11 protein-coding genes are annotated in these 13,108 nt (G+C 45.8%); all 11 read left to right on the top strand.

Going from position 1 to position 13,108, the window contains the following annotated elements; genetic code table 11:
- The first annotated feature begins 5 nt into the window (after nt 1-5).
- The 11 genes from clpC (at nt 6) to NYE25_RS18300 (ending at nt 13,086) form a co-directional block, all read left to right on the top strand.
- Nucleotides 6-2,474 carry an ATP-dependent protease ATP-binding subunit ClpC gene (clpC, locus tag NYE25_RS18350; protein WP_042131248.1) on the top strand — a complete coding sequence of 823 codons (2,469 nt, stop codon included), beginning with the start codon at nt 6-8 and terminating at the stop codon, nt 2,472-2,474.
- Nucleotides 2,475-2,667: 193 nt separating this feature from the next.
- Entirely contained in the window at nt 2,668-4,035 is a 1,368-nt protein-coding gene (radA, locus tag NYE25_RS18345) for a DNA repair protein RadA (RefSeq protein ID WP_042131247.1), read from the top strand.
- A 14-nt stretch (nt 4,036-4,049) separates the two neighbouring features.
- Nucleotides 4,050-5,126 (top strand): DNA integrity scanning diadenylate cyclase DisA, encoded by a 1,077-nt coding sequence (disA, locus tag NYE25_RS18340; RefSeq protein WP_042131246.1) that lies wholly within the window; start codon nt 4,050-4,052, stop codon nt 5,124-5,126.
- A gap of 64 nt (nt 5,127-5,190) precedes the next feature.
- Complete coding sequence (gene pssA / locus NYE25_RS18335; protein WP_042192208.1) at nt 5,191-5,928, top strand: CDP-diacylglycerol--serine O-phosphatidyltransferase; 738 nt, start codon at nt 5,191-5,193, stop codon at nt 5,926-5,928.
- A gap of 179 nt (nt 5,929-6,107) precedes the next feature.
- Nucleotides 6,108-7,196, top strand: a complete 1,089-nt coding sequence (locus NYE25_RS18330) for a PIN/TRAM domain-containing protein (RefSeq protein WP_042131244.1) — start codon at nt 6,108-6,110, stop codon at nt 7,194-7,196.
- A gap of 95 nt (nt 7,197-7,291) precedes the next feature.
- On the top strand, nt 7,292-7,990 hold the full coding sequence (gene ispD / locus NYE25_RS18325) for a 2-C-methyl-D-erythritol 4-phosphate cytidylyltransferase (RefSeq protein ID WP_341146522.1): 699 nt from the start codon (nt 7,292-7,294) through the stop codon (nt 7,988-7,990).
- The gene (ispF, locus tag NYE25_RS18320; protein WP_042192203.1) at nt 7,987-8,475 is read left to right on the top strand and encodes a 2-C-methyl-D-erythritol 2,4-cyclodiphosphate synthase; all 489 of its coding nucleotides are present in this window, start codon (nt 7,987-7,989) and stop codon (nt 8,473-8,475) included. The genes ispD and ispF overlap by 4 nt, the downstream gene beginning before the upstream one ends.
- 53 nt (nt 8,476-8,528) lie before the next feature.
- Entirely contained in the window at nt 8,529-9,992 is a 1,464-nt protein-coding gene (gltX, locus tag NYE25_RS18315; RefSeq protein WP_341146521.1) for a glutamate--tRNA ligase, read from the top strand.
- Between the two features lie 511 nt (nt 9,993-10,503).
- On the top strand, nt 10,504-11,196 hold the full coding sequence (gene cysE, locus NYE25_RS18310; RefSeq protein WP_341146520.1) for a serine O-acetyltransferase: 693 nt from the start codon (nt 10,504-10,506) through the stop codon (nt 11,194-11,196).
- Nucleotides 11,197-11,245: 49 nt separating this feature from the next.
- On the top strand, nt 11,246-12,655 hold the full coding sequence (cysS, locus tag NYE25_RS18305; protein ID WP_076286855.1) for a cysteine--tRNA ligase: 1,410 nt from the start codon (nt 11,246-11,248) through the stop codon (nt 12,653-12,655).
- The gene (locus tag NYE25_RS18300; protein ID WP_042192194.1) at nt 12,652-13,086 is read left to right on the top strand and encodes a Mini-ribonuclease 3; all 435 of its coding nucleotides are present in this window, start codon (nt 12,652-12,654) and stop codon (nt 13,084-13,086) included. The genes cysS and NYE25_RS18300 overlap by 4 nt, the downstream gene beginning before the upstream one ends.
- Nucleotides 13,087-13,108: the final 22 nt, after the last annotated feature.

Here is a 13,108-nt window from a genome sequence, read left to right as displayed (position 1 = left end):
GAGATATGATGTTTGGAAGATTTACGGAACGCGCACAAAAAGTGCTAGCGCTGGCGCAGGAAGAAGCTGTTCGTTTAGGACACAACAATATTGGTACAGAACATATTTTGCTCGGACTTATTCGTGAAGGAGACGGCATTGCTGCTAAGGCATTAATAGCTTTAGGGCTAGGTCTTGAAAAAATCCAGGACGAAGTGGAGACACTGATTGGCAGAGGTCAAGAACAGCCTACGAACATTGCTTATACTCCTCGCGCTAAAAAAGTGATTGAGCTGTCGATGGACGAAGCCCGCAAATTGGGTCATACGTATGTTGGCACTGAGCATATTTTGCTTGGACTTATCCGTGAAGGGGAAGGTGTCGCGGCTCGTGTGCTTAATAACCTCGGCATCAGCTTGAACAAAGCTCGTCAACAAGTTCTTCAGCTCCTAGGAAGCAGCGAGGCTGCCTCTAGTCATAGCGGGACTCCGGCTAACGTCAGCACACCGACCCTAGATGGTCTTGCGCGCGATTTGACCGCCTATGCTAAGGAGGGCAATCTAGATCCAGTTATCGGCCGTAGTAAAGAAATTGAACGTGTTATTCAGGTACTGAGTCGCCGGACTAAGAATAACCCGGTACTGATCGGTGAACCTGGTGTTGGTAAAACAGCTATCGCTGAAGGACTTGCACAAAAGATTATCAATAATGAAATCCCAGAAACACTTCGCGACAAACGCGTCATGACGCTCGACATGGGCTCAGTAGTGGCTGGAACAAAATATCGCGGTGAGTTTGAAGACCGCCTCAAGAAAATTATGGATGAGATTCGCCAAGCAGGTAATATCGTGCTCTTTATCGATGAGCTTCATACGCTGATCGGTGCTGGTGGCGCGGAAGGTGCGATTGACGCATCTAACATTCTGAAGCCGGCTTTAGCCCGTGGAGAACTTCAGTGCATTGGTGCGACTACGCTTGACGAATATCGTAAATATATTGAAAAAGATGCTGCGTTGGAGCGTCGTTTCCAACCGATTACGGTGGATCAGCCATCTCCAGAAGAAGCGGTCCAAATTCTGTTCGGACTTCGCGATCGTTATGAAGCGCATCACCGTGTGAAGATTACGGATGAAGCTATAGTGGAAGCAGTGAAGTTGTCCGATCGTTACATCCCGGATCGTTTCCTGCCAGATAAAGCGATTGACCTTATCGATGAAGCAGGATCTAAAGTAAGGCTTCACTCTTACACCATCCCGCCAAATCTGAAGGAACTTGAAATGCGCTTGGATGATATCCGTAAGGAGAAGGATTCCGCAGTACAGAGTCAAGAGTTTGAAAAAGCGGCGGCCTTGCGTGATACAGAGCAAAAAATCCGTGAAGAGCTTGATACGACTAAGAATCAATGGAAAGAAAAACAGGGTCGCACGGATTCAGAGGTTACACCTGAAGACATCGCACAGGTTGTAGCTAGCTGGACGGGTATACCTGTAAGCAAGCTGAAGGAAGAGGAGACCGACCGTCTACTTAACATGGAGGCTTTACTGCATGAACGAGTGATCGGTCAGGACGAAGCTGTTAAGGCAGTTAGCCGGGCACTACGCCGTGCGCGTGCGGGTCTTAAAGATCCGAAACGTCCAATGGGTTCCTTTATCTTCCTCGGTCCTACTGGTGTAGGTAAAACTGAGTTGGCTCGTGCATTGGCTGAAGCCATGTTCGGCGATGAGAATGCGGTCATTCGTATTGATATGTCGGAATACATGGAGAAGCACTCCACGTCCCGCTTAGTCGGAGCCCCTCCTGGATATGTTGGCTATGAAGAAGGTGGCCAATTAACCGAGAAGGTACGCCGGAAACCTTATTCTGTAGTGCTGCTTGATGAAATTGAAAAAGCGCACCCAGAAGTATTCAACATTCTGCTGCAAGTTCTTGAAGATGGTCGTTTAACTGACTCTAAAGGACGGGTAGTCGATTTCCGTAATACATTAATTATTCTGACTTCTAACGTAGGCGCACAAGCGATCAAGAAGAATTCGACACTTGGATTCACAGCTGTGCAAGATGCTGGAGCAGAATACGGTAATATGAAGGGCAAGGTTATGGAAGAGCTTAAGAAGAGCTTCCGTCCTGAGTTCTTGAACCGGATTGACGAAATCATCGTCTTCCATTCCCTCGATGAGAAGCATATTGCTGAAATCGTTACGTTGATGTCTGATGAGCTGCGCAAGCGGCTGCGTGAATATGATGTTGATTTCGTACTCACGGATGCGGCGAAGGCTTTCCTGGCTAAGGAAGGTTACGACCCAGCCTTTGGTGCACGTCCATTGCGTCGTGCGATTCAGAAGCATATTGAAGACCGTCTTTCCGAGGAATTGTTGAGAGGAAATATCCAAAAGGGTGATTCGCTCAACATTGATGAAGTTGGCGGAGAACTTGTAGTGAATAAAGTGGATGCTCCTGTAGCTCCATTGCTTGAAAAAGAAGTAGAATCCGAATAAAAAAAACGGAATAAAAAAAGCTTCCGCTCCTCAGTTTATAGAGGGGCGGAAGCTTTTTTAATATAAATTTATCACTTTAAAATATACATTTAGTACAAATTCCGAATGACCTTTCGTTAAAGGGGCAGAAATGGTAAACTTTCATTAGAAGAAAATATCCGCAATTTAAAAGTTCGGACCGTAAGGAGAACAAATGGCTAAACCAAAAACTAAATTTTTTTGCACCGATTGTGGATACGAATCGCCAAAATGGTTCGGAAAATGTCCCGGGTGCCAAGCTTGGAACTCCATGGTGGAGGAAACGGAAAGCGTAGTCAAAACACAGGGAATGAATGCCCCTATTTTTCATAGTAAAGAAAAGGCACAATCGATCATAAGTATAGAAAGTGACAAGGAACCGCGCATACTGACAGGTATAGGTGAGCTTAACCGTGTTCTCGGTGGGGGGATCGTGCCAGGATCGCTGGTACTAGTAGGGGGAGACCCAGGAATCGGTAAATCTACGCTCTTATTACAGACGTCGCATGCTCTGACAACTCAGGGATTGCGAGTGCTGTATATTTCGGGCGAAGAATCGGTAAGGCAAACTAAACTACGTGCGGATCGCCTCGGTGCGTTGTCAGCTGAGCTATATGTACTATGTGAGACGAATATGGAAAGCATAGAAGAAGCGATTGAACAAATTCAGCCGCAATTTCTTGTTATCGATTCGATTCAGACTGTATTTATGCCAGAAGTAACTAGTGCGCCAGGCAGTGTGACCCAGGTTCGGGAATGTACGACAAGATTTATGCGTATCGCTAAGATTCGGGGAATTGCTACAGTTCTCGTTGGGCATGTCACCAAGGAAGGCGCTATTGCAGGCCCACGGATGCTTGAACATATGGTGGATTGTGTGCTGTATTTTGAGGGAGAGCGGCATCATACGTATAGACTCCTGCGGGCTGTAAAGAACCGCTTCGGTTCAACGAATGAAATCGGCATTTTCGAAATGGGTGAAGTGGGTCTAACAGAAGTAGAAAATCCATCGGAGCTCTTCTTATCGGAGCGTCCACTCGGCGTAGCCGGATCTACAGTCGTGGCTAGTATGGAAGGGACTAGACCGGTGCTTGTTGAGCTTCAGGCTCTTATCGCTGCCACTCATTTCCCCTCCCCACGCCGGGTGTGCACAGGTATGGATCACCAGCGGATGGCACTCATTATCGCTGTACTTGAGAAGCGGATGGGCATGTTCCTGCAAAATCAGGATGCATACCTTAATGTTGCTGGAGGAGTGAAGCTGGATGAACCGGCGATTGATTTAGCAGTAGCTGTTAGTATCGCTTCCAGCTTTCGTGATATTTCAACAAAACCTTACGATGTTTTCTTCGGTGAAGTAGGACTTACAGGTGAAGTAAGAGGTGTTTCACGCGCGGAAATGCGTGTGAAGGAGGCCGCGAAGCTAGGCTTCCGGCGGGTGATCATGCCAGAGAAAAGTTTGAAAGGCTGGAAGCACCCGCAAGATATCCAGATTATTGGCGTCAGTACCGTAGCAGATGCACTATCGGTCGCGTTAGATTAGGGGGCACAGGGATTATGAAAGAATATAACCAATTAGAGAATATGAATGATCTGCTCAGACTGGCGGCACCGGGGACACCCTTTCGGGAAGGTCTTGAGAATGTGCTGCGCGCTAAGACGGGAGCACTAATCGTCGTTGGGTATAGTCCTGAGGTGATGGAGGTAGTGGATGGAGGATTCTCCATTAACTGCGATTTTTCGCCCAATTATTTATATGAGCTCGCCAAAATGGACGGTGCCATTATTCTTAGTGAGGATTTGAAACGAATTTTGTATGCAAATACACAGCTAATTCCGGATTCGTCCATCTCTTCAATCGAGACAGGCATTCGTCACCGGACCGCCGAGCGCGTAGCGAAGCAAACAGGTAAACTGGTTGTTTCTATTTCACAGCGCCGCAATATTATTACCCTGTATCAAGGTTCCATTCGGTATGCGTTAAAAGAAATCGGAGCTATTTTGGCTAAAGCTAATCAAGCGATTCAGACCCTCGAAAAGTACAAAGCGGTTCTTACACAAGGACTGACGAATTTGTCTGCTTCGGAGTATGAGGGAATCGTCACCGTAGCTGAAGTGGTCGGAGTGATTCAGCGGGTAGAGATGGTTCTACGCATAAAAATGGAGATCAAACGATATATAAATGAACTAGGCAATGAAGGACGCTTAATCAGCATGCAGATGGAAGAACTGGTTGGAAATACAGAGGAAGAAGCATGGCTCCTATACAGAGACTATGCTAAGGAAGAGCAAGAAGATAAAATTCGTGAAATTATTGCCGGTCTCAAACGTATTAGTGATGATGACCTAATGGATGACAACCATATTGCTCGATTGCTGGGCTACTCTTCTACGGCAATTTCTTCCGAAGAGGTGGTTACTCCGCGTGGATATCGTCTGCTCAACAAGATTCCGCGGCTTCCAAATGTGATCATTCATAATCTGGTGGAGCGGTTTGAAATGCTGCCTAATTTGATGTCTGCAAGCATAGCTGAACTGGATGAAGTGGACGGAATTGGTGAGGTGCGGGCTCGTAATATTCAGGATGGGCTCAAACGTTTACAGAAGCAAGTTCTTATTGACAGGCAAATGTAAATAACATACAATCACGTAATATTGGAGCTGTTTAAGGCCAATGTGAGAAAATTGAGGTGAAGAAATGATACAAAAATCAATTCCGAGTCTTTTTACCATAGGTAACTTGATGCTCGGAATGTTTGGTATCATGATGGCGTTTGACGGTAAAGTTAGCATGGCCGCTATCATGGTTATTATTGCTATGCTGTTAGACGGATTAGATGGCCGGGTTGCTCGCGCACTTAAATGTGAGAGTGAATTTGGTAAGGAATTGGACTCTTTGTCTGATGTAGTTTCTTTTGGAGTAGCACCGGCTGTTATTATGTACGTCTCAAGCCTGCATGATTTAAATTCTGCATTAGCCTGGACAGTAACTGCAATTTTCCCGGTGTTTGGTGCATTGCGCCTAGCTCGCTTTAATGTTCATCCAGGGGTTCCTGGTTATTTCATCGGATTGCCAATTCCTGCTGCTGGTGGTGTACTTGCCACATTAGCTCTTTTTAATAAAGATGTTTCTGCTCCATTTATGATCGTGGCTACATTGCTCTTATCATATTTGATGGTCAGCACTGTTAAATATCCTAATTTTAAGAAGGTTGGATTACCTAAAAAAGTGGTTGTCGGAGCGCCAGTAGTCATTGTTGTTGCCGTGGCTGTTGCTGTTGTGTTCCCTGAACAAATTGCTAAGCTAATCTTCGTCTTACTTGGGATTTACGCGTTATATGGTTTTAAACAAAACATCGATCGATTGACAGCCAGACGCCGTCACCGTCGTAGAAGACGTTCTGAAGATAAAGTGTATCACTCGAAGAACGGTTAAAGCAGTCTTGTAGTAAGGTTGAACTAATATAATTATAGCTAGAGGCTTTGTCGTCCTTAGGGGATGGCAAAGCCTTTTTGCAATTCCAGCGCTACCCCAAGTTTATCGTCTTGAAAATTGGAACATACTGGTGAGGTATAGATCATTCAAGGATGAATAAAAAGGAGGTGCGTTAGGTTATGTGGAAAAAAGTGATATTGTCTTTTGCTTTAATATGTGGTGCTTGGTCTGGTTTTTCGCTATACCATGCGCTTGAAAGAGGATTCCCCAAGGGGATGGAAAAGCTGAGTGAAAGTTTACCTGTAGAGGGAAGCATTTTATTTACGGTGCTGGGTGCCATTATTTTTTTGTTTGCGGGGTCTTTATGCGCGGAATGGGGAGGTTCAAAACTGCGGGAGGCGGTTCTGTACTGTTCGCGTATACCAATGAATGAATTGGCTGCAGGTGCAGCTGGGCTTACAGGAGGGCTTTTGCTATCTCTTCTGTTATATCCTGCTATGATTTGGCTTGGAAAAGCTGGGCAGTTGCTGCAGGTACCCGTTACGTTAGCTTTTGGATATATGGGGCTGCGGATCGGTCTGGAGAAAAAAGAGGAACTAGCTGCACTTTGGACAACTGGACGCTGGGGGCAAGCGGCTGAACCGGAAGGTCGTGGCCTGGAGGAGCATAAAATCCTCGATACGAGCGTTATTATTGATGGGCGGATCGCCGACATTTGCAAAACTGGATTTATTGAGGGAACGATTGTCATACCGGAATTCGTACTTGAGGAGCTCCAGCATATCGCAGATTCTTCCGATCTACTGAAACGTAATCGCGGACGGCGGGGACTTGATATTCTCAATAAAATCCAAAAAGAGCTCGATGTGAAGGTATTAATCTACGAGGGAGATTTTGAAGAAATCTCTGAGGTGGATAGTAAGCTGGTGAAGTTAGCGAAGGTACTGCGAGGTAAAGTAGTTACCAATGACTTTAACTTGAATAAGGTTTGCGAATTACAAGGAGTCTCAGTCCTGAATATTAATGATCTTGCGAATGCCGTGAAGCCCGTAGTGTTGCCTGGTGAGGAAATCGTAGTTCAGGTCATTAAGGATGGCAAAGAGCATGGACAAGGCGTAGCCTATTTAGACGATGGAACAATGATCGTTGTGGAAGGCGGACGGGAATATATCGGAACTACGATGGAGGTTCTCGTCACGAGTGTGCTTCAAACTTCAGCTGGACGGATGATATTTGCGAAGCCAAAGCTCTTGGAAAAAGCACAATAAGCGTAGATAAAGTACACGGCAAATGTCCTATGGGTTGGAAATGCCCGCCAAACACGTTATGATGGGAATATACGTGAAAGACAGGAGCCAGAGTAATGTCAAACAGTGTGGGCGTCGTCATTGTGGCGGCAGGCAGAGGAACGCGAATGGGGACTGTAGAGAGCAAACAATATCTGTTACTGCAGGGGAAACCAATCATCGTTCATACGCTGGAAGTATTTCAGCAGCACGAATTGATTTCTGAAATCGTGCTCGTAACCGGTAAGGAAGATATTGAGCGCTGCCGGGAATGGATACAGCTCTATAAGCTGGACAAGGTTAAGGCTATAGTACCTGGTGGATCTGAGCGTCAGCATTCCGTACATAAAGGATTGTTGAAACTTACGACACAGTGGGTAATGGTACATGATGGTGTTCGTCCGTTTGTGCAGCCGAAAGAAATTGAGGCATGTTATGAGCGAGCGAAGCAGATCGGTGCTTCAGTTCTTGCTGTACCAGTCAAAGATACGATCAAACAGGTAGATAACGAAGGCAAAGTACTGTCTACGCCGGATCGGCGAAGTCTGTGGGCGATTCAAACCCCGCAGACTTTTCGTCTTTCTGAATTGCTGGATGCCTATGCGACCGCGGAGCGGGATGCATTTCTAGGTACTGATGATTCCAGCTTGGCAGAGCGTGCTGGTATTCCGGTTTCTGTGGTAGAGGGAAGCTACAGAAATATTAAGATTACGACGCCAGATGATTTGGATTTTGCAGAATTCACAGAAAGAAACAGGGGAGAGGGACAATCATGATCGCTGTAGGACAAGGGTTTGATGTACATCAACTGGTTGAGGGAAGGCCTTGTATTATTGGAGGCGTTACGATTCCTTATGAAAAAGGATTAGTAGGACATTCCGATGCCGATGTGCTGCTGCACGCAGTAAGTGACGCGATTCTAGGCGCACTAGGACTTGGTGATATTGGCAGACATTTTCCGGACACAGATCCAGCGTTTAAGGACGCGGATAGCTTGAAATTATTAGAACAAGTGTGGGCACTTGCTAGCGAGCGAGGTTATAAGCTTGGAAATATCGATTCAACGATTATTGCCCAAAAACCAAAGATGGCGCCATACATTCCACAAATGACGGAGATTATCGCTCGTGCGCTTCACGCGGACCCGTCCAAAGTGAACGTTAAAGCTACGACTACTGAACAGCTTGGTTTTGCCGGTCGTGGTGAAGGAATTGCCGCACAATCTATTGTCTGTCTACTCCAAGATGTGATATCATCTTGAGATGGTCTAAGTAGCAAATCTAAGTTTTAACCATATGAAGCGGAGGGAATATAATGACGGATCAAGTCCGGGTGCGTTACGCACCGAGCCCTACGGGACATTTACATATAGGTAACGCCAGAACGGCGCTGTTTAACTATCTGTTCGCCCGTAATAAAGGCGGTAAATTCATTATCAGAATTGAAGATACAGACGTGAAGCGCAATGTCGCAGGTGGCGAAGAGAGCCAGCTTAAGTATTTGAAATGGCTAGGCATGGATTGGGATGAGAGTGTTGATGTTGGTGGAGAGTACGGACCTTACCGCCAGACTGAACGTCTTGACCTATATCGTGTATATTGGCAGGATTTGCTGGATAAAGGTTTGGCTTACCGCTGCTACTGCACAGAGGAAGAACTGGAAGCAGAACGTGAAGAACAGACTGCACGTGGAGAAACCCCTCGTTATTCCGGCAAACACCGTGATTTGACGGAAGAACAACGCCTTGCCTTTGAAGCTGAGGGACGAGTAGCTAGCATTCGCTTCCGTGTACCAGAAGATCGTACGTACACGTTCGATGATATCGTAAAAGGTACTATTTCTTTTGATACGAAAGAAATGGGTGATTTTGTTATCGTGAAGAAGGACGGAATTCCGACCTATAACTTTGCGGTAGCTGTTGATGATTATTTGATGGCTATCACCCATGTACTACGTGGGGAAGATCATATTTCCAACACACCACGGCAGCTTATGATCTATGAGGCTCTTGGTTGGAAACCCCCAATATTTGGTCATATGACACTGATTGTCGGTGACAACCATAAGAAGCTTAGCAAGCGGGATCAATCTGTAATTACATTTATTGAGCAATATGATGAATTGGGTTACTTGCCTGAGGCTTTGGTTAACTTCATTTCTCTACTGGGCTGGTCACCAGAGGGAGAAGAGGAGATCTTCAGTAAAGAAGAACTTATTTCTATTTTTGATGCGGACCGTTTGTCCAAAAGTCCGGCTGTATTCGATAAGCACAAGCTGGCGCATCTAAATAATCACTATATTAAGCATGCTGATCCTAAACGGATCTCGGCATTAGCGATTCCACATCTGCAAAAAGCGGGGAAAATACCGGCTGAGCTGAATGATGAGCAGCAGGCATGGGCAGAAAGCCTTGTAGCACTGTATCAAGAGCAGATGACCTCTGCCTCTGATATCGTAGAGCTATCTGAACTATTCTTCCGCAGCCATCTCGAGTTAGAAACAGAAGCGGCGCAGGTTCTGGCGGAAAGCCAAGTGCCTGAAGTCTTGTCTGCTTTCCTAGCTAAGGTTGAAGCTTGTCAGGATTTCAGTGCTAGTAATATGGCTGTACTGATCAAGGAAGTGCAGAAAGAAACAGGGCACAAAGGCAAAGCGCTCTTTATGCCGATACGTGTGGCTTTGACTGGACAAACGCACGGACGTGATCTTAATATAACGATTGCTTTGCTCGGCCAAAACCGTGTCATCGAACGTTTGAAATCACAAATTAAAGGAGCTTAAGGTAGTATTACTTATCATTAAGCCTCTTGTCAGTCCCTTATCTTTTACGCTAAGATAGAACCATATGATAATAGCTGTGATCAGGAGAAGTACGTCCATAAAGGCAATTGCCAGAGAGAATAACCGAGAAAGGGATACCCTTTCGGGCTGGGAGTTATTCATTTGTCCGGGGCAGAACATGCGCCTGTGAGCTGCACGGTTGAACGATCCTAAAGGCTCGTTAGATCGCGCCGGGTACATCGCCGTTAATGATGCCAAGTGGAACGAAGGAACTCTGCCGATGGTAACAACAGCAGTCTGTTTGATTCGTTCAAGCAGAGTGGAACCGCGGTTAAACGTCTCTGCAGCTTTATGCTGCAGGGGCTTTTTTTGTTTCAGGGTATCTTTTCTAATATAACAAACCAAGCAAACACCCACAGCATATGTATGATAAGAATGATGGATTGGAGACAATACCTTCCTTGTGTACCTGTAAACAGGAGATGGGGGAGTCAAGAAGAGAGGAACCGTGATGTTTAAGCATATTAAGTCGGACATTCGGGCGGTATTTGATAACGATCCCGCTGCCCGCAGCTGGTTCGAGGTTGTCTTCACATATGCAGGGTTGCACGCCATTTGGGGTCACCGGATTGCCCATTCTTTTTTCAAACGCCGCTGGTATACAATGGCCCGTATGGTCTCACAGTTTAGTAGATTTATGACCGGTGTTGAAATCCATCCCGGAGCTGTCATCGGAGATAGGCTGTTTATCGACCATGGTATGGGGATTGTTATTGGGGAAACCTGTGAAATCGGTGATGATGTTATTATCTATCAAGGTGTTACACTCGGGGGGACAGGGAAAGAAAAAGGTAAGCGCCATCCCACAGTTGGCAACAATGTAGTTATTGGTTCTGGTGCGAAGGTATTAGGATCGTTTCGTATCGGCGACAATTCAAATATAGGTTCGAATGCGGTTGTGCTGCGTGAAGTTCCAAATAACAGTACAGTAGTAGGAAATCCGGGCCGTGTAGTAAAACGTAACGGTGAACGTGTATCCGATCGCTTGGATCATACCAAGATGCCAGACCCGCTTGTAGATTCACTTCGCTTTCTGCAAAAAGAGATCGAAGAGATCAGAGAGAAGCTTGGCGAAGAAGATAAGCAAAAGACCGCGCAGCGACTAGTCGAAACTCAGCAGTACATTGGTGATTACGAAATTTAAGCATATCCGGTACTTAAGGAATCGGGACAACAGAAAGGGTTGGAATAGGATGGCTTTACAAATTTACAACACAATGACACGCAGCAAGGAGCAGTTTGTGCCCCAAGAGTCGGGCAAAGTGAAAATGTATGTATGTGGTCCAACCGTTTATGGATATATGCATATCGGAAATGCTAGACCTATTATTGTCTTTGATATGGTCCGGAATTATTTGGAGCAACTCGGCAATGAGGTACGGTATGTTACGAACTTCACAGATGTAGATGATAAACTGATACGCAAAGCAGAAGAAATGAACACTTCAGTAGCAGAGGTTGCTGAGATTTTTATTAATGCTTATCGTGAGGATCTTGAAGGGCTTGGAGTAAAACCGGCAACATTGAATCCGCGGGTAACAGAAAGCATGGAGCTGATCATCGAATTCATTAAAGAGCTCGAGGAAAAAGGGTATGCCTACGAGAGTGGTGGCGATGTATACTACCGTACTTCCAAATTTGAAGACTATGGTAAGCTGTCCCGTCAGAATCTAGATGAATTACAGTTTGGTATTCGCGTGGAGGTAGACTCACGGAAAGAGAAACCTGAGGACTTTGTGCTGTGGAAAGCAGCAAAACCAGGTGAAGTGTACTGGCAGAGCCCATGGGGAAATGGACGCCCAGGCTGGCATATTGAATGCTCGGCCATGGCAAGAGAGTTCTTGGGGGATACGATGGACATCCACGGGGGTGGACAAGATTTGCAGTTCCCGCACCATGAATGCGAATGCGCTCAGACAGAAGCTCTGACGGGTAAGCCACTCTCTAATTACTGGATGCATAATGGATTTATTAACATCGGTGATGAAAAAATGTCGAAATCATTGGGTAACGGTTGGCTTGTGAAAGATATCCGTGGGCAATTTAAAGCTGGAACTATTCGTTATTTCATGCTATCGACCCATTATCGTAATCCGTTGAACTTCTCGGTGGATTCGATGACTTCAGCTGAAAAGAGCGTAGAACGTATCTCACTTGCAGAAAGTAACGTTAAGCATCGTCTTGAACTTGCTGCTGAAGGTGCTCAGGGTGAGGTCAGCTTAGAGATTAATGATAAGTTATCTGCTATTGTGGCCAATTTTCATGCTAGAATGCAGGATGACTTTAATACCCCTGATGCGATTACCGCTATGTTTGATTGGGTGAGTCTTGCAAACCATACCCTTGCGAATAGTGAAGCAGCCCCTGCTGATTTTGCTGCGTTGCTACAAGCTTTTGGGGAAATGAATGCTGTGCTGCGTTTGACACCTGAGCATGAGGAAGAAGAGATCGCGAGTGAAGAAGTTGAACGATTAATCGCGGAGCGGGTTGAAGCGCGTAAGAATAAGAATTGGAGCCGGTCCGATGAGATTCGTGATGAATTAGGTCGCTTGGGCATATTGCTTGAGGATACTCCGCAAGGAATGCGGTGGCGGCGAAAATGAGTGAGGAACGCAAGTTTCAGAACGGGTGGTTTCCTTACGAGCCTTCCAAACCTGCGCGACTCCTCTCGCCAATTGTGCTTGCCTATGTAGGAGATGCCATTTACGAAGTGTCAGTTCGCCAGTATTTAGTATCTCTTCCGAATTTGCGTCCAAACCATTTGCATCGCTCTGCTACAGGTCTTGTATCCGCTAAGGCGCAGAGTGCAATTCTTGGATTTTTGGAGCCAAGTCTCACAGAAGAGGAAAAAGATGTCGCCCGTCAGGGGAGAAATGCTAAATCGGGAAGTATTCCTAAGAATGCAGATGTGCTTGAATACCGTCATGCTACTGCTTTTGAGTGTCTGATAGGTTACTTATACTACACAGGTCAACAGGAGAGAATACAAGAAATTGTGAACAGTGGCATACAGTTTATGTTGAAACAGCCGTGATAAGGCTTTTGCGAAATAGAGA

The organism is Paenibacillus sp. FSL E2-8871 (assembly GCF_038000345.1).
In the GTDB taxonomy this organism is placed as follows: Bacteria; Bacillota; Bacilli; order Paenibacillales; family Paenibacillaceae; genus Paenibacillus_AQ.
The sequence above is the reverse complement of the archived record's forward strand: the minus strand, read 5'-3'. Positions and strand labels throughout refer to the sequence as shown.